The sequence below is a fragment of the Promicromonospora sp. CA-289599 genome (assembly GCF_050936155.1).
Classification (GTDB): Bacteria; Actinomycetota; Actinomycetes; order Actinomycetales; family Cellulomonadaceae; genus Promicromonospora.
In genome coordinates this window covers 3,687,544-3,708,810 of sequence record NZ_JBNJNI010000001.1, presented here as the reverse complement: position 1 = coordinate 3,708,810, position 21,267 = coordinate 3,687,544, and the positions used below count along the sequence as shown (strand labels likewise).

Genomic DNA, 21,267 nt, shown 5'->3' with positions numbered 1-21,267 from the left:
CCGAAGCCCCCGACGAAGGAAAACATGAGCAGCCCGGCGAAGACCGAGAGTCCGACCGCAGCAGCCGACAGCCCGCCCGAGAGGCGCCGACACAGCAGCATCAACCCACCGGTGTTCTTCGGATCGGCGACCCTGATCCTCGTGGTCGGCCTGGCCGCGATCATCTGGCCGGCACGGACCGAGCAGTACATCGGTGTCGTCGTCACCTGGATCTCCGACTGGTTCGGCGCCTACTACTTCATCGCCGCCGCGGCGTTCCTGGTCTTCGTCATCGGCGTCGCCCTCTCCCGAGCCGGCCGCATCAAGCTGGGACCGGAGCAGTCCAAGCCGCAGTTCGGCCTGTTCACATGGTCCGCGATGCTGTTCGCCGCGGGCATCGGCACCGACCTGATGTTCTTCTCGGTGGCCGAGCCCGCCAGCCAGTATCTGGCCCCGCCCGTCGGAGAGGGCGGCACCGTCGAGGCTGCCCGGATGGCGATCGTCTGGACGCTCTTCCACTACGGCATCATCGGCTGGGGCATGTACGCCCTCATGGGCATGGCCATCGCCTACTTCGCCTACCGGCGCAACATGCCGTTGAGCATCCGCTCCGTGCTGCACCCGCTGTTCGGTGACCGGGTCTGGGGCAAGCTCGGCGACGCCGTCGACGTCGCCGCCGTCCTCGGCACCATCTTCGGCCTGGCCACCACCCTCGGGATCGGCGTGGAGATGCTCAACCGTGGGCTGTCCGACCTGATCGGGATTCCGATCGGCGTCGGCGCTCAGGTGGCGCTGCTCGCGCTCGCCGTCGTGATGGCCACGCTGTCCGTGGTCTCCGGCGTGCAGCGCGGCGTGCGGCGCCTGTCCGAGCTCAACGTCGTGCTCGCGCTCGCACTGATCCTGTTCCTGCTCGTCACCGGCAAGACGACGTTCTTGCTCAACGGACTCGTGATGAACATCGGCGACTACATCTCCCAGCTGCCGGGAATGACGCTGAACACCTATGCGTACGTCGCTCCCACCGACTGGATGAACGCGTGGACGCTGTTCTTCTGGGCCTGGTGGGTGGCCTGGGCACCGTTCGTCGGCCTGTTCCTGGCCCGGATCTCCCGCGGCCGGACGATCCGCCAGTTCGTGGTCGGCACACTCACCATCCCGTTCGTCTTCGTGCTCCTGTGGGTGTCGATCTTCGGCAACAGCGCGCTCGACCACATGCGCAACGGCGGCGCGGAGGGTGCCGCGTTCGGTGACGCGGCGATGAACGACCCGGCGTCGGGCATCTACGCCCTGCTCGAGCAGTTCCCCGCCGCGCCGGCGACCATCGGCCTGGCGATCTTCATCGGTCTGCTCTTCTACGTGACGTCGGCCGACTCCGGCGCGCTCGTCCTGTCCAACCTGACCTCCAAGCTGCACCAGGCGGGCGACGACGGGCCGGTCTGGCTGCGCGTCTTCTGGGCGGCGGCCACGGGTCTCCTCACGATGGGCATGCTGCTCGCCGGCGGTATCTCGACGCTGCAGTCCGGCACGATCATCATGGGCCTGCCGTTCTCGCTCGTGATGTTCGGTGTGATGTTCGCGCTCTACAAGGTGCTGCGTACCGAGGGCCAGAAGTTCGACACCCTGCGTACCGCGTTGCCGGCCAGCCTGTCGGGCCGCATCGGGCAACCGGGCGCGGCCGGTGCGCCGGGCTGGCGGCAGCGGCTCAAGCGGCTGGTCAGCTTCCCTGATCGGCGCCACGTGCTGCGGTTCATCGACAAGACGGTGCGCCCGGCCCTCACCGAGGTGTCCGCCGCGCTCGAGGAGCAGGGCATCACGACGTCCTGCACGGAGGCGACGGTGGGCGAGACCGGGCTGCCGGCCATCACCCTGACCGTCGAGCACGGTGAGGAGGCCCCGTTCACCTACACGCTGTGGCCGCAGGCGCACCCCACGCCGACGTTCCGTATGAACACGTCCGACCAGGACGAGACGTACTTCCGCGTCGAGGTGCTGCTCGCGGAGGGCACGCAGGGCTACGACGTGACCGACTACGCGAAGGAACAGCTCATCGCCGACGTGCTCGACCAGTACGAGCGGCACCTGCTGTTCCTGCACGCGAGCAGCTCGCCGACGCACGACACGGAACCGATCGAAAGCTGACCACCGCACACCCGCACGTCCCGTACGTCCCGACCGGGAGCACCACCATGAGCACACCGACCACCCTGTACATCGACGGCACCTGGGAGGCCGCGGCCGCGGGCGGTACCCGCGAGATCCGCTGTCCGGCGGACGGCTCGCTCGTCGCGGAGGTCTCGGAGGCGGCCGCCGCCGACACCGAGCGCGCGATCGCCGCGGCCCGCCGGGCGTTCGACGCCGGCCCGTGGCGGTCCACGACCGCGCCCGAGCGCGGCGAGCTGCTGCACCGCGTGGCCGACCTGCTGAGCGAACGCGCCGAGGACTTCGCCCTCGCCGAGTCCCACGACACGGGCAAGCGCCTGGTCGAGAGCCGCATCGACATGGACGACTGCATCGCCTGCTTCCGCTGGTACGCCAAGCTGGCGGGCGCCGACGCCGGACGGGTCGTCGACGCGGGCAGCGCCGACGTGCTCAGCCGCGTGGTGCACGAGCCGGTCGGGGTGTGCGGCCTCATCTCGCCGTGGAACTACCCGCTGCTGCAGGCCGTGTGGAAGGTGGCGCCCTGCCTCGCGGCGGGCAACACGTTCGTGCTCAAGCCGAGCGAGCTCACCCCGCACACCGCGGTCCTGCTCATGAAGGTGCTGACCGACGCCGGCGTCCCGGCCGGCGTCGCCAACCTCGTGCTCGGCGCCGGGCCCGAGGCGGGCGCGCCGCTGTCGAGCCACCCGGATGTCGACCTGGTGTCGTTCACCGGTGGCCTCCTCACCGGCCGGGTCATCGCCGCGAGCGCCGCGGCCACCGTCAAGAAGGTGGCCCTGGAGCTGGGCGGAAAGAACCCGAACGTGATCTTCGCGGACGCCGACTTCGACGCCGCGGTGGACAACGCGCTCAACGGAGCGTTCGTGCACTCGGGGCAGGTGTGCTCGGCCGGGGCACGGCTGGTGGTCGAGGAGTCGATCCACGACCGCTTCGTCGACGAGCTGGTGCGCCGGGCCCGGCAGATCCGGCTGGGCGGCCCGTTCGACGACGCCGCGGAGACCGGTCCGCTGATCTCCGCCGCCCACCGGGACAAGGTCACGGCGTACGTGGCGAAGGCGGTCGAGGAGGGCGCGGTCGTCCGCTGCGGCGGCGAGTGGGGCACGGGTGAGCTGGAGGCGGGGTTCTACTACCTGCCCACGGTGCTCGACGGCGTCCGGCGCGGCAGCTCCGCCGTCGTCGACGAGGCGTTCGGTCCAGTGGTGACCGTCGAGACGTTCAGCACCGAGGACGAGGCCGTCGAGATCGCCAACGACACGATCTACGGCCTGGCCGGCGCCGTCTGGTCGCAGGACGCGGGCAAGGCCCAGCGGGTCGCGAACCGGCTGCGGCACGGCACGATCTGGATCAACGACTACCACCCCTACCTGCCGCAGGCGGAGTGGGGCGGCTACGGGCAGTCCGGGTTCGGGCGAGAGCTCGGCCTGGCCGGTCTGGGCGAGTACCAGGAGTCCAAGCACATCTACCAGAACCTGCGCCCGGCGGTGACCGGTTGGTTCGGAGGCACCGATGACTGACCAGACCTTCGACTACGTGGTGATCGGCGGCGGTTCCGCCGGCGCCGCGGTCGCCGCCCGGCTCAGCGAGGATCCGACGGTCACGGTCGCGCTGCTGGAGGCGGGGCCGTCCGACGTCGGCGACGACGCGATCCTGCGGCTCGACCGCTGGATGGGGCTGCTGGAGTCCGGCTACGACTGGGACTACCCGATCGAGCCGCAGACGAACGGCAACTCGTTCATGCGCCAGGCGCGTGCCAAGGTGCTCGGCGGCTGCTCCTCGCACAACTCGTGCATCGCGTTCTGGGCGCCGGCCGAGGACCTGGACCAGTGGGAGGCGATGGGCGCGACCGGCTGGCGGGCGCAGGAGTCCCGCCCGTACTACACGAAGCTCGAGAACAACGACCAGCCCGGCGACCACCACGGCCACGACGGCCCGGTGCGGATCCGCCAGGTCCCACAGGCGGACCCGTGCGGCGTGGCGGTCCTGGACGCGTGCGAGCAGGCGGGCATCCCCCGCGTGCAGTTCAACGACGGCACGACGGTCGTCACCGGCGCGAGCTTCTTCCAGATCAACGCCCGGGAGGACGGCGTCCGCTCGTCGTCGTCCGTGAGCTACCTGCACCCGATCCTCGACCGGCCCAACCTGACGATCCTCACCGAGCACCGCGCCAGGCGGCTGCTCTTCGACGGCACCCGGTGCACGGGCGTCGAGGTGCTCGACCCGGACCTGATCCACCACCGGACGTTCACCGCGCGGCACGAGGTCGTCCTCTCGGCGGGCGCCATCGATTCGCCCAAGCTGCTCATGCTGTCGGGGATCGGCCCGGCGGAGCACCTCGCGGAGGTGGGGATCGACGTGCTGGTGGACGCCCCCGGCGTCGGCTCGCACATGCAGGACCATCCCGAAGGGGTGATCCAGTGGGAGGCGAAGCAGCCGATGACGACGTCCTCCACACAGTGGTGGGAGATCGGCATCTTCGCGGCCACCGAGCCGGACCTGGACCGGCCGGACCTGATGATGCACTACGGCTCCGTGCCGTTCGACATGCACACGGCGCGGCAGGGCTACCCGACCACGGAGAACGGGTTCTGCCTGACCCCGAACGTGACGCACGCGCGCTCGCGCGGCACGGTCCGGCTGCGGTCGCGCGACTTCCGGGACAAGCCGATGGTGGACCCCCGGTACTTCACCGACCCGTACGACATGAAGGTCATGGTCGAGGGCATCAAGCTCGCGCGGAAGATCGTCGCCCAGCCCGCGATGGCGCAGTGGGCGGGCGCGGAGCTGTACCCGGGGCCGGACGTGCGGACCGACGAGGAGATCGCGGACTACATCTCTCGTACGCACAACACCGTCTACCACCCGACCGGGTCGGTGCGGATGGGCGCGGTCGACGACGACAGCTCGCCCCTCGACCCGCGGCTGCGGGTCAAGGGGGTCACGGGGCTGCGGGTCGCGGACGCGTCGGTCATGCCGGAGATCACCACGGTCAACCCGAACATCACGGTGATGATGATCGGCGAACGCTGCGCGGACTTCCTGAAGGAGGAGGCGACAGCCTGACGTTCGTGTCAGACGTACAGGTCACCCGGGTGACCTGTACGTCTGACACCTCCGCTTGTCAGAGCCCGTGCGCGAACTGCGAGATCAGGGACGGCACCGCCGCGTCGAAGCCCGCGACGTCGAGCATCCCCGGGTCGGACGGGTCCGCGATCGAGAACTCGGTGGCGGTCATGCCCACCACCACGAGCCGCGCCGGGATACCCGTGCGCTCCCGGTACTGCCGCAGCGCCTGGTGCGGGTGGATGTCCCCGTGCCAGGTCTCGTTGTCGGTGTAGACCACGAACGTGTCGACCTCCAGCCCCTCGGCCAGCGCGTACAGCATCGGCTGGGCGCAGTCCGTGCCGCCCATCGGCATCTCGTCGACCACGCGCAGGGCGTCGTCGAGCCGACGGCGCGGCGAGATGCGCAGCGGCTTGATCGCCGGCGGATCCCACGAGCCGTCCGTTCCGGCAGCGAAGCCGATCGCCGACGAGCCCGGCTCGGTCGCGAGCTGGACGAGCGCCAGCGCCGCCGAGGCCTCGCGCGCCGTGAGCGGCATACCGGCGATCGAAGCACCCATCGAACCCGATACGTCCACGGCGAGCAGCATCCGCTTGCCGGCCGGCTCGACGGCCCCGAACGCCGCGTAGAACGCGGCATCGAGAGCATCGACGATGCGCTGCGTGGGTTCCCACGTACCCGTGCCCCGGGCCGACATGCCCGACGCGTAGGTCCGCTGCGCCACCAGCACGCTCACCGGGTGCACGCGGGCACGGCGCAGCCGCTCGGGGTCCGCGAGCAGGCTCGCGACCTCGTCGGTGCGCCCGCCGACGTCGGGCAGCAGCCCCAGCCGCGTGAGCCGCGGGAGCTGACGCAGCAGCGCCGTCGCGGGCATGCCGACGTCGAGCAGCGCGTCCCACACCGCAGGCTCCGCGAGCGCCGCGTCAGGGAACATCTCCCAGGTCAGGCCGCCCTCGCGGACGAGCGCCGACCAGGTCGAGGAGTCCGTGGCCTCCTGAGCCTTGAGGAACGTCTCGATCAGCGCGGGAGTCTCCTCGCCCGTCGCACCGCGGACCACCCAGTCGAACGTCGCCCGGAGTGCGGGGTCGGCCGTGACGGGGTGCGCCAGGCGCAGCAGGTCGCGGTGCGACCAGCCCTCGCGCTGCCGGTACTTGACCGCCTGGTAGGCGACGGCGTCGGCGTCCTTCGCCGTGTACCAGCCGCCGACGGCGCGGCGCAGCCCCCGGCCCCAGCCGCGGAACTGCTCGACGTAGCCGGCGAACAGGAGCAGGTGCGTACCCGTGCGCGCGACCTGCGGCAGCGCGGCGAGCGCGAGCGCCGCCGACTCGGGGACCGACGCCGCGTACGCGAGCGCGAACAGGGCGGGGTTCTGCTTGGGCGCGGCACCGCTCGTCGACACCTCGACGATCGTGTCGACCAGCGTCACCGGGTCGGCGGCCGCCATCCGGCCCACGACCTCGGCGCTCTCGCGCGCCAGCGGGCCGGCGGAGGCGTAGTACGTGCCGCCGTCGACGCCGAGCGTGAGGAAACGGCGCAGGCGAGCGGCGTCGTCGAGCACGAAGGTGTAGCCGCCGGCGGAGTTCGCCTCCTGGCGCAGGTCGGCGGGCTGGTTCTGGGGAGTCCGACGGCGGTTGACGGCGCGCAGGATGTCCATGGCGAAGCTCCTCTCGGGATGGATAGTTCTGGCGACGGGCAGAAGAGAGCGCCGAACCAGGACCCTAGAGAGCTGGTTGCGCTCTGACCAGGCAATATCCAGAGGCAGACCCCTACTGCGCGTACGGGTCCGTGAGCGTGAACGGTGTACGGGCTTCCTCCAGCGCAGCCTGCGGAAACTGCTCGCCGGCAACGTAGTAGCGGGCGCGGGTCCGGCCGACCGGCTCGAGCACCCGTGCCGCGACGAGGTCGCGGAGATCGCGCTGCGCCTGCTGAAGGCGCAGGTTCTCCGAGCGTTCGTACCGGCTGCGGCGCACCCGGCCCGAGAGCGCGACATCGTGCAGCGCGCTGACGACCCGGCTGCTGAGTCCCATGGAATCCACGAACGTGTCCAGCTCCTGGAGCACACGGGTCGATCGTTCGAGCCGCAGCCGGACGGACTGGGTCTGTTGGTGGGACGCCACGAGATTGAACCTGACCCATTCGGAGACGTCCTGATCGGGCAGATAGGTGGCGCCCCGGGCACCGAGCTGCCGGTAGTACTCCCACGTGTTGCCCGGTCTGCCGAGCCACGCCTCGATCGACGAGAACTCGGGGGCAAGGACACCCGACCGCGCCGTGACGAGCGTCTGCAGCGAGCGCGACATGCGACCGTTCCCGTCCGACCACGGGTGGATGGAGACCAGGTGCAGGTGCGCCATCGCTGCCCGGACGACGGGGTGGGTGCCGTCATCGGCGTTGAGCCAGTCCACCAGCTCGGCCATGAGTCCGGGCACCTCGTCGACCGAGGGCGCCGTGTAGACGGCGATGCTCGGGTCCCGGGTGTCAGTGACGTACACCGAGCCCTTGCGCCACTGCCCCGCAGGACGCAGCGGTGTGTGGTGATGCCCCTGGAGCATCCAGTGGAGCCCGTTGAGAAGTCCCTTGCTGTAATCGAAGTCCGGAGCGTCGTGCAGCGACTGGATGTAGGTCATCATCCGCTGGTACGCGAGGGTCTCCTCGCGGTTCACCTCCGAGACATCGACGTCGCGCTCACCGTCCATGAGGTCCTCGGCATCGACGGTCGAGACCCGAAACCCCTCGATCGAGTTCGAGGCGGCGACCGCGTCGGCGGTCAGGAAACGGCGGAGATCGTCGGTCCACTTCGTGGGTGTCGACCGGACCTGCAGGCGCAGGTCGTCGCGCGCGTGATCGATGTCATCGAGCACGCGCGCGTCGCCCGGCGAGAGGTCTGGGGTCGGGAAGAGCATGACGCCATCATAGTAATGACGCAATCATTGCGTCAATGCGTCACCTCTGGGTGCTCAGCCACGGACGGCCGCCAGCACCTCCTGTTCCTCCTCGCGAGTCAGGCCCGTGACCTTGGCGTCCGGCGTGGCGCTGAGCCAGGCGAGCGTGTCGCGCGTGGTCTCCGCGAACGGCCGGATCGTCAGGCCTGCCTCCAGCGACGACGTGACGTCGTGCGCCATGAAGCCGGAGTCGGCCAGGTCGGCGGACCAGAACGGGATCGAGCGGGGGCCGGACCACGGGACGACCTCGTGCTCGGCGAGCACCTCGGGGGTCACGGGGACAAGTTCCGGGTCCGCCCCGGCGCCGTCCGCCACCTGGGCAAGGAGCTCCGACCGGGGCACCGGCGGGCAGACGGCGTCGAAGTCTCCGGTGGTGCCCGCCTCCGCCGCCGTCACCATCCACTCCGCGAGGTCACGGACGTCGACGAGCTGGACCGGGGCGTCCACCGGCTCGGGGACCAGCACCGGCAGGCCGTCCCGAGCCGCCTCGGCGAACCGGGCGGGCCAGTAGGTGAACCGGCCGCTCGGGTCGCCCGGGCCCACGATCAGGCCGGGCCGGATCACGAGCGCGGCCACGGCACCGGTGCGGACCGTGTTCTCGCACGCCACCTTCATGGCGCCGTACGTCTCCGGGCCGGAAGCCGGGTCCTCGTCGGTCTCTATCGGGTCGAGCAGGGGCAGACTCGCCGGCGTGCCGCCCGGCGTCGCGGTGTCCGCGTAGACGTTGATGGTCGAGACGAACGTCCAGTGGGCGTCCGGGAAAGCCGCGACCGCGCGGCGGACGTGCGACGGGATGCGCGAGACGTCGACGACGGCGTCGAACGGCGTGGCCGTGAGGTCGGCGGGCACCGTGTCGGCGCGGTCCCAGGGGACGAGGGTGGCGCCGTCGGGCACCGCGCCGCTCACGCCGCGCGCCGCGCACGTGACGTCGTGCCCGCGGGCCACCGCCGCTTCCGCGACCGCGCGGGAGAGGAAGGCTGTTCCACCGAGAACCAGGATTCGCATGTGCCCACCGAACCGCATAGCGGCGACGAGGACCACGCAAATCTGCTGGTGGCGAATCTCCGGCGGGCGTAGGTCGGAAATAATTCCTGGCCAGCGCAGCCCTCGGGCAAATAGGGTCCTGACTCGAGAACAGAACATGGCACGAGCGCGGGTGGGCCGGAGACCGTCGGTTACCACTTCCAATGGGGAGGTTGCGGGTTCGAGTCCCGCGGTCGTCCGTCAGGACGGCGTAGCTCAAGAGGTAGAGCGTCAACGTCGGCGATCGTCAACACGCCTACCCGTGCCTCGTAGAGCGGGCCGGAGTCTCTTCGGTTACCTGGTGATGGCAGTACGGGTTCGAGCCCCGGCCCGGTAACGGGTACTGCTCGGCGGTGCGAGCCGCCGTTCCGGAGGGCATTCACACGCCTGCTCGTCCACGTGAGCGAGCGGTGGCGGGCTGATGCCTGTCACCGCTCGCACGTTCTGCCGTCCACGCGACGACGGAGACGCGAATCTACTGGCGGCAAATCTCCATCTGTCCAAGCCTGGTGGTAAATCGATACAATCCGTACGCCAAGGCACCCCGGACGAACGCCCCCGACAAGGACAAGGAAGTCCTCATGACGCACAGCACACACCGCAGGCGCGCCCTCGCGGGCGGCGCCGCGATCGCCGTCGCGCTGACGACCGCGGGCCTCGCGATCGGACCGTCGGCGGCCGGCTACGGCGAGGCGGTGATCGAGCCCGTCGAGACCGACCTCGCCGGCAAGGACTGGGTCACGGCCCGCGCCACCAGCAACGATTTCGATGCCGCCAGCGCGCTCGACGGCGACGACGGCACCGCCTGGCGCCCGGCCGTGTCGGCGTCGGGCAGCCGCCACGGCAAGCGGGACCAGGCCCTCACGGTCGATCTCGGCGGCGCGTACGACGGGCTGCACAAGGTGGAGGTGGTGCTCGCGGACGCGACACCGGCGCGCTACGTCGTCGAGGCCTCGGCCGACGGCAAGCGCTGGACGACCCTCGCCGACCACCGGGACGGCCGCAGCGGCGCCGCCGGCACCACCGCACTGGTCGACAGGGACGGCACCCGGTACCTGCGCGTCCGGTTCACCAGCGCGCGGCCGGGCACGAACGGCGTCGCCGAGCTGCGTGCCTACAACTATCTGCGCGACGACCTGAGGCTCGGCGCCGACCTCTCCTATGCCGACCAGGAACGCGACCAGCCGTACTACCTCGACGCCGAGGCCGCCCTCGCCGACGAGAGCGACCCCGGCCCGCACCTGCTCGACGTCGTCAAGGACCGCGGGATGGAGCACCTGCGCCTGCGCATCTGGAACGACCCCCGTGACGAGACCACCGGCGTCGAGACCGACCCGGCGTACCAGGGCCCGGAACGCTCGCTCACGGTGGCCGAGGAGATCACCGACCACGACATGAGCCTCGGCATCGACTTCCACTACGCGGACAGCTGGGCCGACCCGAGCAAGCAGCCCAAGCCGCGCGCCTGGGCCGAGCTGCCCTTCGACGAGCTGACCCAGGAGGTCCACGACTTCACCGCGGACTACCTGACCCAGCTCGTGGAGCAGGGCACCACGCCCGCCAAGGTCGCGGTGGGCAACGAGGTGATCAACGGCTTCATGTACGGCAGCGAGGCCGAGGTCATCGGGACCACCGCGCCCGCCTACTTCGTCGAGGAGGCGGACGTCTACCAGTCGCAGCCGGGCGGCGGCCTGCTCTGGGACTACTGGCGCAGCGAGGACCCCGCCGAGCAGCAGGCCTACGTCGAGCAGTGGGACCGGTTCGGGACGCTCATGGCGTCGGGCATCCGCGCGGTGCGCGAGGCGTCCCCGGAGTCGGAGGTCGAGATCCACGCGATCGTCGACAAGGATCGCCTCCCCAAGACCATGGAGTTCTGGACGCAGCTGCTCACCCGCCTGGAGGCCGCGGACGCCGCCCCCGACGTGCTCGCGCTGTCCTACTACCCCGAGTGGCACGGCAGCCCCGAGGCGCTGGAGCACAACCTGCACACCATCGCCGACACCTTCCCGCAGTACGCGCTCGACGTCGCCGAGACCGCCTACCCGGCCGAGAGCTGGCCGCCCGGCGACCCGACGCCCCTGCCGAACTCCCCGTTCCCCGTGACCGTCCAGGGTCAGGCGGACGCGATCCAGCGCGTCTTCCAGGTCGCCAACGACGTGCCCGGCAACCGCGTGCAGGGCGTGCTCGTCTGGGAGCCCGCGAACTGGCAGCCCATGTTCACGTGGGTCGAGACCGGCCAGGGCTGGTTCCCCGAGGCCAACGCGTCGCTCGACGTCTTCCACGACAGCGACGTCACGCACGTCCTGGAGGACACCGTGCACGTCGTGGCCGCGGTGGGCGACGACGTCCGGCTCCCCCGCCGGGTCGACGTCCTGACTCCCGCCGACGGGGACGTCGACGGCGTCCGCGTCACGTGGCAGGACGTGCCCGACGACGCGACCGCCCAGCCGGGCACGCTCACCGTCACCGGCACCACCCCCCACGGCCCGGTCGAGGCGACCATCCACGTCCGCCCCCACCACCCCTGACCCCCTCCTGGTCGTGGGCGCGACCACTGCGCCTGAAAAGGGCGTGCAGTCACGACGATCGCGCTCACGACCAAACCCTCGAAAGGACCCCTCATGCCCCAGACCTCCTTCATCCCCGGACCGCAGTACGACGGGTGGCTGACCGACGTCGAGCAGATCGGCTACGGCGGCGACTACAACCCGGAGCAGTGGCCCGAGGAGGTCTGGGCGGAGGACGTCCGGCTGATGAACGAGGCGGGCGTGAACCTCGTCAGCCTCGGCATCTTCAGCTGGGCGCTGCTGGAGCCGCGCGAGGGCGAGTTCGACTTCGCCTGGCTGGACCGCATCATCGGCCTGCTGCACGACGGCGGCGTGCGGGTGCTGCTCGCCACGCCGACGGCGGCCCCGCCCGCGTGGCTGTATGCCGCGCACCCGGACGCCCGCGTGGTCGACCGGAACGGCACCCCCATGGGCCCGGGCGGACGCGGCCTGATGGCGCCGACCGCCCCGGCATACCGCACGGCGGCCCTGCGCATCACCGTCGCGCTGGCCGAGCGCTACGGCGCGCACCCCGCTGTCGTCGGGTGGCACGTGCACAACGAGTACGGCGCTCCCGTCGCCCTCGACTACTCGGTGCACGCCCAGCGCGCGTTCCGCGAGTGGCTGCGCGAACGCTACGGCTCGCTGGACGCCCTGAACGCCGCCTGGGGCACCGCGTTCTGGGGTCAGCACTACGCGGACTGGGAGCACGTCCAGGTCCCCGCCGCGGCGCCCGAGGCCGTGAACCCGGCCCAGCAGCTCGACTTCGCCCGGTTCTCCGACGCCGCCCTGCGCGCCTGCTTCGTCGCCGAGCGGGACGCCGTCCGCGCGTACTCCTCCGCGCCGGTCACCACGAACTTCATGGCGGCGAGCTGCCCGTCCACCGACCTGTTCGCCTGGGGCAAGGAGGTCGACCTCGTCTCGAACGACCACTACCTGCGGGCCGCCGACCCACGCGGGTACGTGGGGCTCGCCCTGGCAGCCGACCTCACGCGGTCCGTCGCGGGCGGCAAGCCGTGGCTCCTGCTCGAGCACTCGACGTCGGCGGTGAACTGGCAGCCGCGCAACGTCGCCAAGCGGCCCGGGGAGCTGGCCCGCAACTCGTTCGCGCACCTGGGGCGTGGCGCGGACGCGATCATGTTCTTCCAGTGGCGCGCGTCCCGGTCCGGCGCGGAGAAGTTCCACTCGGCGATGCTGCCGCACGCCGGCACGGGGTCGCGGGTGTGGCGCGAGGTCACGGAGCTGGGCGCGAACCTCGGCCGGCTGAGCGAGCTGCGCGGCTCACGGGTCACGGCGGACGTGGCCCTGCTGTGGGACTACGAGTCGTTCTGGGCGCAGGACCTCGAGTTCCGGCCGAGCGAGGGCGCGCGCCACCGCGAGCGCGTCGACACCTACTACGACCGCTTCTGGCGGGACGGCCACACGGTCGACCTGGCCCGTCCGAGCCAGGACCTGTCGGGGTACAAGCTGGTCGTCGCCCCGGCGTCGTACCTGCTCACGGCCGAGGCCGCGGCGAACCTCACGGCGTACGTCGCGGCCGGCGGCACGCTGCTGGTCAGCTACTTCAGCGGCATCGTCGACGAGCACGACGCCGTGCACCCGGGCGGCTTCATGGCTCCGCTGCGCGATGCGCTCGGCGTGCAGGTCGAGGAGTTCCTCCCGCTGCGCGACGGCGAGGCGCTCACCGTCACCTACCGGGCGGGGGCCGCGGGAGCCGGCGCCGCGACCACCGACAGCACGGAGCTCCCCGGCACGGTCTGGGCCGACGATCTCGTGCTCCACGGGGCTGAGCCCGTCGGGTCCTACATCGACGGCCCCAAGCCGGGCGGCGCGGCGATCACCCGCCACCGGCACGGCGCGGGGACCGGCTGGTACGTGTCGACGAACCTGGACGTCGAGGCCCTGGCCACGGTCATGACCGACGTGTACGCGAGCGCCGGCCTGGCGCCGTCGGGCACCGTGGAGGGACTGGAGGTGGTGCGCCGGACCGGCGAGGACGCCACCTACACGGTGGCGATCAATCACACGGACGGCGAGGTGAAGCTGCCCCTTGGCGGACCTGCCACCGACCTGCTCACCGGCGACGCCTTCGCGGGCTCCGCCGACGTCCCCGCGGGTGCGGTCCGTGTGCTGCGTACCACCACCCGCTGACGGCGAGAGACAATAGTTCCCATGACTGAACCGCAGTGGCTCGAAGCCTGGCCCGTCGAGGAAGGCGCGCGCCGGGTCGACGAGCTCTTCACCAGTTCGTTCGAGGGCTCCCCCGAGGGCGTCTGGTCCGCCCCGGGCCGGGTCAACCTCATCGGTGAACACACCGACTACAACGCCGGGCTCTGCCTGCCCACGGCGCTGCCGCACCGCACGTTCATCGCGCTGCGACCGCGTGAGGACGACCGGGTCCGCCTGGTATCGGCGCAGGCGGAGGGCGTATGGGGGGCGAACCTCTCCGAGATCGCTCCCGGCGCCAGCGGTTGGGGCGCCTACGTCGCCGGTGTCGCCTGGGCCCTGGCCGAGGCCGGCCACAAGATCGGCGGCTTCGATGCCGCGGTCGACTCGTGCGTACCGTTCGGGGCCGGGCTGAGCTCGTCGGCAGCCCTGGAGGCTTCCGTCGCGGTGGCCCTCGACGCGGTAGCGGGCCTCGGCCTCGCCGCGTCCGACGCCGGGCGCTCCGAGCTGGTCGACGCGACCCGCCGTGCGGAGAACGAGATCGCGGGCGCACCCACGGGTGGTCTCGACCAGTCGGCGTCGCTGCGCTGCCGCGAGGGTCATGCGCTGCTGCTCGACTTCCGCCCGGGGCTCAGCGCCCTGGAGTCGGGCGTGCCCGTACCGTTCGACCTGGACACGGCCGGGCTCACGCTCCTCGTGGTCGACACCAAGGCCGAGCACTCGCACGTCGACGGCGAGTACGGCGCCCGTCGCGCGGCGTGCGAGCAGGCCGCGAAGCTGCTCGGCCTGGACTCCCTCCGCGAGATCGCGCCGGCCCTCGGCGGCATGGGCATCGACCGGGCGCTGGCCGAGCTCGAGCCGCACGACGCCGACGGCGTCCTGCGTCGCCGGGTGCGGCACGTCGTGTCGGAGACCGACCGCACGGCGCGGTTCGCGAACCTGGTGCGGGAGGGCCGCGCGGCCGACGTCGGCCCCTTCATGCTGGCCTCGCACGTCTCCCTGCGGGACGACTACGAGGTCTCCTGCCGTGAGCTCGACCTCGTCGTCGACACGGCGATGGCGACCGGTGCGCTCGGCGCGCGGATGACCGGCGGCGGGTTCGGCGGCAGCGCGATCGCGCTGGTCGACCGGGCCGACGTCGACGCGGTCGCCCAGGCCGTGGCGGACGCCTTCGCCGACGCCGGCCTCACGGCCCCGGCGTTCCTGCTGGCGCCGCCCTCCGCACCGGCGGCCTGACCGCCGTCTCCGCTGGTCGAGCTCGTCGGGACCCCGTCCCGACGAGCTCGACCGCGAGGCCCCGTATTCACCCGCTACTTTCATCCCGTCTCGTCGGCGACCTGCGCTAATGTCCCCGGGCTACCAGTCCGCAGAGTTCGATCTCCGTCAAGCGCCGCCGCGAGGAGCCCCCATGGGTGCCGTCCGCCAGTACGTCTTCCCCACCGTCCGGATCATCATCTGGGCGGTGATCGCCGCAGCGCTCGTCGTGCTGGCCCTCAAGGGCGCTGAGCTCGACCCACCGGACGCGCTCCAGCCCACCGGTGAGATCACCGAGTCGGTGATCGCCGTCGAGAAGGGGTCCGTCACCAACTCGGTGACGGTCCCGGGCTCCGTGGTCACCGACCCGCCGGTGGAGATCAAGGCCACCGCCGACGGTGTCATCGCCGAGATCGAGGTCGACGACAAGAAGGTGGACAAGGACACGCGCGTCCTGTGGATCAAGAGCGAGGAGGCCGTCGAGCCCGTCGTCGAGGTCGACGAGGAGACCGGTGAGGAGACCATCACCGAGCAGGAGCCGAAGGTCACATGGACCTCGATCCTCGCGCCGGTCACCGGCACGGTCGACATCCTTGTGCTCAAGGACCAGGCGGTCACGGTCGGCGAGGCCATCGGCACCGTCTCTCCCGGCACTCTCTCCGTCTCCGGCACGCTCACCGCGGACCAGCAGTACCGGCTCGTCGGGGCAACCGGCACGGCCGAGGTGACGCTCAAGGGCGGTCCGGCGCCGTTCACCTGCACCGGGCTCACCATCGGCGAGGCCGCGGGTGGCGGCGCCGGTGCCAGCGGCGGCGACGAACTGGTCATGGAGGAGGCCCCCGAGGCGGCCACCGGCTCCGTCCGCTGCGCCATCCCGGCCAAGATCAAGGCGTTCTCCGGTCTCGGCGGCGAGATCGAGATCACCAACGGCAACGCGAAGGACGTGGTCGTGGTGCCGATCAGCGCGGTGCTCGGTACCTCGCAGAGCGGCAAGGTGTGGACGGTCGCCGAGGAGGGCGCGGAGCCCGAGGCGCGCAACGTGGCGCTGGGCCTCACCGACGGCCTGCAAGTCGAGATCACCAAGGGCCTGAAGGCCGGTGAGCAGATCCTCGAGTTCACGCCGATCGACGACGGTACTGAGGGCGGCGTCAACTGCGACGACACGTCCGCGTACGACCAGGCGTCCATGGAAGGCGACATGGAGACCATGCAGGCGTTCGAGGAGGAGTGCTTCGGATGACCCCCGCCCCCCTCGTCGACCTGCAGAGCGTCACCCGGCACGTCGAGCTGCCGAACGGCAGCACCCTCGAGATCCTCCGCGGCGTCGACCTGACGGTCGGCCCTGGTGAGCACGTGGCCATCGTCGGCCGCTCCGGCACCGGCAAGTCCACGCTGCTGAACATCCTCGGCCTGCTCGACTCCCCCACGTCCGGCGAGTACCTGCTGGAGGGTGAGCCCGTCGGCCGCCTGCGCAGCCGGGCCCTCGCCCGGCGCCGGGGCGACGACTTCGGCTTCGTGTTCCAGCAGTTCAACCTGCTCCAGGGCCGCACGGCCCTCGAGAACGTCGCGGCGCCCCTGCTGTACGCGCGCGGCAAGCAGTTCTGGAACCGGAACAAGCTCGCCGCGCAGTCGCTGGAGCGGGTCGGTCTGGGCGGACGGCTCGACACCCGTCCCGAGAAGCTCTCCGGCGGTGAGCAGCAGCGGGTGGCCATCGCCCGGGCGCTCGTCCGCGGGCCGCGCGTCATCCTCGCCGACGAGCCGACCGGCGCCCTCGACGTCGAGACCGGCCAGGCGATCATGACCCTCCTGGACGATGCCGCGAACGAGACCGGGTCCGCCCTCGTCACCATCACGCACGACCTGGCGATCGCGGCGCGCGCGGACCGGCAGTTCCGGCTGGCCGACGGCGTCCTGGTCCCCATCCACCTCGACGCCCCCGTGCCGGTGGCCGAGAACGCCACCATCGCCGTCGCCGAGACCGCCGGACTGACCGCATGACCGGCGTCGTCGGGGCGATCATCGAGGCCTGGGACGAACTGCGGATCCATCGGGTGCGGGTGCTGCTCGCACTGATCGGCGTCGCCTGCGCCGTCACCGCGATCACCGGCATCTCGGCGGCGGTGACGATGGTCGGCCAGGCCATGCAGGAGGAGACCGAACGCATGGGCGGCCGGGACACCACCCTGGAGGCGTGGTCCATGGGCGGCGGCACGATGTCGGCGGCCGAGGTGGACGCGGTGGTCGACGGCGTCGCCGACCGGCACCAGATCTCGTACTACTCCGTGCGCGCCACCGCCGACCTGCGGGTCCGCGGGGCGGAAACCGGCACCTACGTCGACTGGTCCGCCGTCGACGTCGACAGCGGGACCATCACCCGCCAGGACATGGAGGACGGTCGGTGGTTCACCGACTCCGACAGCGAGCGGCTGGCCCCCGTGCTCGTCGTCAACCGGGCCTTCCTGAACGCTTATGCCGACGGCGCCCCCGCAAGCGCGCACCCGTCAGTGGTGATCGAGGGCGAGACGCCGGTCGCCGCCACGGTGATCGGCGAGGTGCCCGTGCAGTGGAACGGTGAGGAGCCGCGGGCCATGATGCTGTTCGACCAGGCGATTCGCTGGTTCCCGAACCGGGTCACGGCCGACGGCTACCGGTTCTGGGTTCCGCCGGAGCTGGCCGGCCAGTTCGCCGAGGTGCTGCCCCGCGACCTGGCGGCGGCCGGCGTGCCCTTCGACGTCCAGAAGCCGCCGGTCGAGGTCTTCGCGATCGACCGGGTGCTGCAGTACCTCGTGCTCGGTGTGGGCGGGTTCGCGCTGCTGCTGGGCGGGCTCGGACTGCTCAACATCGCGCTCGTCACCGTGCGCTACCGGATCCGGGAGATCGGCATCCGCCGGTCGTTCGGCGCCACGAGCGGCCGGGTGTTCTTCGGCGTCCTCATGGAGTCGGTGGTGGCGACCACCGTGGCCGGCGTCGTGGGTGTGGTGATCGCCGTGGCGATCATCAAGAACATCCCCATCGACCTCATCTTCGGCCGCCCGATCGACGACCTGCCGGGCTTCCCGTTCGACGCCGCTCTCGTGGGCATGGCCTGTGCCATCGGCATCGGAGCGCTCGCCGGTCTGATCCCGGCGATCTACGCGGTGCGCGTCAAGGTGATCGACGCGATCCGCTACTGACGCCCACCGTTGGTCGAGCTCGTCGAGACACGTGTCTCGACGAGCTCGACCAGCGACGGGGTCAGAGTTCAGCGCTTCCTGCCCGTGACCGCGCCCCAGATGGCCAGCACGAGCAGCGACCCGATGAGGGCCCACAACCAGGTGGTCAGTGAGAAGAAGGAGTCGTTGGTCCGGACGCCGAAGAGCTCGCCGCCGAGCCAGCCGCCCAGGAGAGCCCCGAGCACCCCGATGACCAGTGTGATGAGCCAGCCGCCCTTGGCCTTGCCGGGCAGGATGGCGCGCGCGATGGCGCCCATGATCAAGCCGATGAGGATCCACCCGATGATTCCCACAGCGTTGTCCCTTCGATCGTGCGGCCCGCTTGGCCGATAATGCGGTCCGTCGGTGGGCGGACCCTACCGGGCGCCGCACCGTGCTGGCCAGGTTCAGGCTCTAGAGATATTTCATCTCTTGAGAGATAGGGCAGTTCAGAGCTCGTAGGTGGCCACCAGCGGGGCATGGTCGCTCCAGCGCTCCGCGTAGGTGGGCGCACGGTCGACCTCGATCTTGCGGCACGCACCCGCGAGCGCCTTGTTCGCGAGCTGGTAGTCGATGCGCCAGCCGGAGTCGTTGTCGAACGCCGCGCCGCGCCACGACCACCACGTGTACGGGCCGGGACCGTCGCCGGCGTGCACCCGTCCGAGGTCGGCCCAGCCGTGCTCGTCGAGCCAACGGGTCACGTAGGCCCGCTCCTCCGGCAGGAAGCCCGCGCTCTTCAGGTTGCCCTTCCAGTTCTTGATGTCCGCGTTCTGGTGGGCGATGTTGAGGTCGCCCGCCACCACCGCCGGGGCCCGCGCCGTGGAGAGCTCCGCCAGGCGCGCCGTGACCTTCTCCAGGTAGGCGTACTTGGCCACCATCGTGTGTTCCTGGCCCGGGTTCGTGGACCCGGAGTGCAGGTAGGCGGAGACGGCGGTGAACGTCCCGCCGTCGGGCAGCTCGATGTCCGCCTCGATCCAACGGCCGGTGTCGCCGCCGGCCTCGACCTCGCCGTCCGGCCCGTAGGCCGCCAGGCCCGTCCGCACCTCGCCGAGCGGCAGTCGGGATGCCACGAGCACCCCGGCGCGCCCCTTGACCTCGCACTCGGCGTGCGCGACGTGCCAGCCGTCGAGCAGCTCGCGGGCCACCTTGTCGGGGGCGCGCACCTCCTGCAGCAGCAGCACGTCCGGCGTTCGGGTGGCGATCCAGGAATCCATGCCGCGGCGGACGGCGGCACGGATCCCGTTGACATTGGCTGTAGCGACGATCAGAGGCACCCGGGAAGCCTAACCGGAGCCCCTGACACGGTCCGGTCACGCGCTCCGCGCGGCTGCTGTGTCTCGGTTCACCCTCGCCTCGTCGGCCAACATGCAATATATTGCATTCACGATGCGTTACGCGGGGGGACGAAGACAGAAGTCTTCGACGAAGCAGGACCGATCCGAGAGAGGGCATCATGAACACCACCGCCACGAAGCAGACCATCGTCCTGGTCCACGGCGCCTACGCCGACTCGTCGAGCTGGAACGGCTCGATCACGGCGCTCCGCGCGGCCGGCCACCGCGTGATCGCGGTCGCCAACCCGCTCCGCGACCTGGAGCAGGACGCGCAGTACCTGCGTGACGTGCTGAAGACGATCGACGGACCTGTCGTCATCACCGGCCACTCCTACGGCGGGCACGTGATGAGCCACGCGGCTGAGGGCAACTCGAACGTGACCGCCCTGGTCTACGTCGCGAGCTTCCTCGCGGAGCCCGGCGAGAGCCTCGTTGACCTCGTCGAGAAGTTCCCCGGGGCCAGGCTCGGCGGCGCGGCGCAGCCGTTCCCGTACACCACGCCCGACGGCAGGACGGCAACGGAGCTCTACATCGACCCGGCGCAGTTCCACGAGCTGTTCGCGGGCGACGTCGACGCGACCACGGCGGAGCACATGGCGGCCACACAGCGTCCGCTCGGGCTCGCCGCCTTCGAGGCGCAGGCCAGCGCCGCGGCCTGGAAGTCGATCCCGTCGTGGGTACTCGCTGCCACGAAGGACCTGGCCGTCCCCGCGGAGCTCTCGCGCTTCATGGCGGATCGCGCGGCCGCCACGCTCGTCGAGGTCGACGCCTCGCACGCCGTGACGGTCTCCCGGCCGGAGTCCGTGACGGACGTGATCCTCGAGGCCGCACGGTCCACCGCGCGCTGACCCGTCTCGCCGGTCCCGACACGCTCCGCACGGAGCGGACGGGACCGGCAGCGGGCACGAGGCACAGAACGAGCACGGAGAACGAGCACCCGCATGGACACGATCATCCCCTTCGGGATCCCGCTCTGGGCCGAGCTCGCGGCGGTGGCGCTGGGCGCACTCCAGGGCGCCCTCTTCGCCGGCGCGTTCACCGACCGCCGCATCGACGTGCTGGGCACGGTGCTCGTCGGAATCGGGGTAGCGCTCGGCGGGAGCCTGCTGCGCGACATCCTGCTCGGCGAACCGCCGGTGGTGATCTACGGGCCCTGGTACGTGCTTGTCGCGGCGGTCACTGCCCTGGCCGGGCTGTCGCTGCAGCGGATCTTCGCTCGCCTCGACCCGATCATCCTGCCGCTGGACGCCGTCGTCATCGGCCTGTTCGGCGCGATCGGCACCTCGAAGGCCCTCGCTCTGGGGGTGCCCGCCGTCCCCGCGATCTTCGTCGGTACGGCAGCGGCCGTCGGCGGCTCCGTGCTCCGCGACGTCACCCTCAACCTCCCGGTCGCTCTGCTGCACGTCGGGTCGCTCTATGCGGTCGCGGCGGCCGGCGGCGCAGCACTGCTCGTGGCGCTCATGACGCTCGGGGTACCCGTGCTGTGGGCCGCCGTCGCCGCAGTGGTGCTCACCACCGTGGTGCGCCTGCTCGCCGTACGGTACGGCTGGAGGTTCCCCGAGCAGCAGGCACTTGTCGTGCGGCGCACGACGGGGCGCAGGCGGCGCTGAGCGAC

Annotated in this window: 16 protein-coding genes; 11 read left to right on the top strand and 5 right to left on the bottom strand. The window is 71.1% G+C overall.

Annotated features, from left to right (window positions below; genetic code table 11):
- The first annotated feature begins 24 nt into the window (after window positions 1-24).
- From betT to ACQEVI_RS16415, 3 genes are read left to right on the top strand one after another with little or no spacing between them, the layout of a single operon-like run.
- Window positions 25-2,118, top strand: coding sequence for a choline BCCT transporter BetT (betT, locus tag ACQEVI_RS16425; protein WP_432900683.1), 2,094 nt, complete (start codon window positions 25-27; stop codon window positions 2,116-2,118).
- 47 nt (window positions 2,119-2,165) lie between these two features.
- Complete coding sequence (locus ACQEVI_RS16420; RefSeq protein WP_432900682.1) at window positions 2,166-3,650, top strand: aldehyde dehydrogenase family protein; 1,485 nt, start codon at window positions 2,166-2,168, stop codon at window positions 3,648-3,650.
- Window positions 3,643-5,196: a GMC family oxidoreductase gene (locus ACQEVI_RS16415; protein WP_432900681.1), complete on the top strand. Its 1,554-nt coding sequence runs from the start codon at window positions 3,643-3,645 to the stop codon at window positions 5,194-5,196. Before ACQEVI_RS16420 ends, ACQEVI_RS16415 begins: the two co-directional genes overlap by 8 nt.
- A gap of 58 nt (window positions 5,197-5,254) precedes the next feature.
- On the opposite strand, the gene ACQEVI_RS16410 is transcribed toward ACQEVI_RS16415, so the two are convergent.
- The 3 genes from ACQEVI_RS16410 to ACQEVI_RS16400 form a co-directional block, all read right to left on the bottom strand.
- A complete protein-coding gene (locus ACQEVI_RS16410) occupies window positions 5,255-6,850 on the bottom strand; it encodes a TROVE domain-containing protein (protein ID WP_432900680.1) in 1,596 nt (531 codons plus the stop codon).
- Window positions 6,851-6,962: 112 nt separating this feature from the next.
- Window positions 6,963-8,099, bottom strand: coding sequence for a Fic family protein (locus ACQEVI_RS16405; protein WP_432900679.1), 1,137 nt, complete (start codon window positions 8,097-8,099; stop codon window positions 6,963-6,965).
- A 54-nt stretch (window positions 8,100-8,153) separates the two neighbouring features.
- A complete protein-coding gene (locus tag ACQEVI_RS16400) occupies window positions 8,154-9,143 on the bottom strand; it encodes an NAD-dependent epimerase/dehydratase family protein (protein WP_432900678.1) in 990 nt (329 codons plus the stop codon).
- Between the two features lie 599 nt (window positions 9,144-9,742).
- On the opposite strand from ACQEVI_RS16400, the gene ACQEVI_RS16395 reads away from it, so the two are divergent.
- The 6 genes from ACQEVI_RS16395 to ACQEVI_RS16370 all read left to right on the top strand — a co-directional run bounded on the left by ACQEVI_RS16395 (window position 9,743) and on the right by ACQEVI_RS16370 (window position 18,300).
- Entirely contained in the window at window positions 9,743-11,689 is a 1,947-nt protein-coding gene (locus ACQEVI_RS16395; protein ID WP_432900676.1) for a glycosyl hydrolase 53 family protein, read from the top strand.
- 93 nt (window positions 11,690-11,782) lie between these two features.
- A complete protein-coding gene (locus ACQEVI_RS16390; RefSeq protein ID WP_432900675.1) occupies window positions 11,783-13,858 on the top strand; it encodes a beta-galactosidase in 2,076 nt (691 codons plus the stop codon).
- A gap of 21 nt (window positions 13,859-13,879) precedes the next feature.
- Complete coding sequence (gene galK, locus ACQEVI_RS16385; protein WP_432900674.1) at window positions 13,880-15,109, top strand: galactokinase; 1,230 nt, start codon at window positions 13,880-13,882, stop codon at window positions 15,107-15,109.
- A gap of 172 nt (window positions 15,110-15,281) precedes the next feature.
- Window positions 15,282-16,367 (top strand): secretion protein HlyD, encoded by a 1,086-nt coding sequence (locus ACQEVI_RS16380; RefSeq protein ID WP_432900672.1) that lies wholly within the window; start codon window positions 15,282-15,284, stop codon window positions 16,365-16,367.
- Window positions 16,364-17,125, top strand: a complete 762-nt coding sequence (locus ACQEVI_RS16375; protein ID WP_432900670.1) for an ABC transporter ATP-binding protein — start codon at window positions 16,364-16,366, stop codon at window positions 17,123-17,125. Before ACQEVI_RS16380 ends, ACQEVI_RS16375 begins: the two co-directional genes overlap by 4 nt.
- Window positions 17,122-18,300 (top strand): ABC transporter permease, encoded by a 1,179-nt coding sequence (locus ACQEVI_RS16370; protein ID WP_432900668.1) that lies wholly within the window; start codon window positions 17,122-17,124, stop codon window positions 18,298-18,300. The genes ACQEVI_RS16375 and ACQEVI_RS16370 overlap by 4 nt, the downstream gene beginning before the upstream one ends.
- Before the next feature lie 68 nt (window positions 18,301-18,368).
- Here ACQEVI_RS16370 and ACQEVI_RS16365 read toward each other — a convergent pair whose 3' ends face one another.
- On the bottom strand, window positions 18,369-18,632 hold the full coding sequence (locus ACQEVI_RS16365; RefSeq protein WP_432900666.1) for a GlsB/YeaQ/YmgE family stress response membrane protein: 264 nt from the start codon (window positions 18,630-18,632) through the stop codon (window positions 18,369-18,371).
- A 135-nt stretch (window positions 18,633-18,767) separates the two neighbouring features.
- Window positions 18,768-19,592 (bottom strand): exodeoxyribonuclease III, encoded by an 825-nt coding sequence (locus ACQEVI_RS16360; RefSeq protein WP_432900664.1) that lies wholly within the window; start codon window positions 19,590-19,592, stop codon window positions 18,768-18,770.
- A gap of 179 nt (window positions 19,593-19,771) precedes the next feature.
- Between ACQEVI_RS16360 and ACQEVI_RS16355 the strand changes: the two genes are divergently transcribed.
- Window positions 19,772-20,500 (top strand): alpha/beta fold hydrolase, encoded by a 729-nt coding sequence (locus ACQEVI_RS16355; RefSeq protein WP_432900662.1) that lies wholly within the window; start codon window positions 19,772-19,774, stop codon window positions 20,498-20,500.
- 93 nt (window positions 20,501-20,593) lie between these two features.
- Window positions 20,594-21,262 (top strand): trimeric intracellular cation channel family protein, encoded by a 669-nt coding sequence (locus tag ACQEVI_RS16350; RefSeq protein WP_432900660.1) that lies wholly within the window; start codon window positions 20,594-20,596, stop codon window positions 21,260-21,262.
- The last annotated feature ends 5 nt before the right edge of the window (window positions 21,263-21,267 follow it).

Coding starts and splice junctions, on each gene's coding strand:
- ACQEVI_RS16415 (WP_432900681.1), top strand. CDS start 3,643: ATGACTGACCAGACCTTCGACTACGTGGTGATCGGCGGCGGTTCCGCC.
- ACQEVI_RS16405 (WP_432900679.1), bottom strand. CDS start 8,099: ATGCTCTTCCCGACCCCAGACCTCTCGCCGGGCGACGCGCGCGTGCTC.
- galK (WP_432900674.1), top strand. CDS start 13,880: ATGACTGAACCGCAGTGGCTCGAAGCCTGGCCCGTCGAGGAAGGCGCG.
- ACQEVI_RS16420 (WP_432900682.1), top strand. CDS start 2,166: ATGAGCACACCGACCACCCTGTACATCGACGGCACCTGGGAGGCCGCG.
- ACQEVI_RS16350 (WP_432900660.1), top strand. CDS start 20,594: ATGGACACGATCATCCCCTTCGGGATCCCGCTCTGGGCCGAGCTCGCG.
- ACQEVI_RS16370 (WP_432900668.1), top strand. CDS start 17,122: ATGACCGGCGTCGTCGGGGCGATCATCGAGGCCTGGGACGAACTGCGG.
- ACQEVI_RS16410 (WP_432900680.1), bottom strand. CDS start 6,850: ATGGACATCCTGCGCGCCGTCAACCGCCGTCGGACTCCCCAGAACCAG.
- ACQEVI_RS16395 (WP_432900676.1), top strand. CDS start 9,743: ATGACGCACAGCACACACCGCAGGCGCGCCCTCGCGGGCGGCGCCGCG.
- ACQEVI_RS16400 (WP_432900678.1), bottom strand. CDS start 9,143: ATGCGAATCCTGGTTCTCGGTGGAACAGCCTTCCTCTCCCGCGCGGTC.
- ACQEVI_RS16375 (WP_432900670.1), top strand. CDS start 16,364: ATGACCCCCGCCCCCCTCGTCGACCTGCAGAGCGTCACCCGGCACGTC.
- ACQEVI_RS16355 (WP_432900662.1), top strand. CDS start 19,772: ATGAACACCACCGCCACGAAGCAGACCATCGTCCTGGTCCACGGCGCC.
- betT (WP_432900683.1), top strand. CDS start 25: ATGAGCAGCCCGGCGAAGACCGAGAGTCCGACCGCAGCAGCCGACAGC.
- ACQEVI_RS16380 (WP_432900672.1), top strand. CDS start 15,282: ATGGGTGCCGTCCGCCAGTACGTCTTCCCCACCGTCCGGATCATCATC.
- ACQEVI_RS16390 (WP_432900675.1), top strand. CDS start 11,783: ATGCCCCAGACCTCCTTCATCCCCGGACCGCAGTACGACGGGTGGCTG.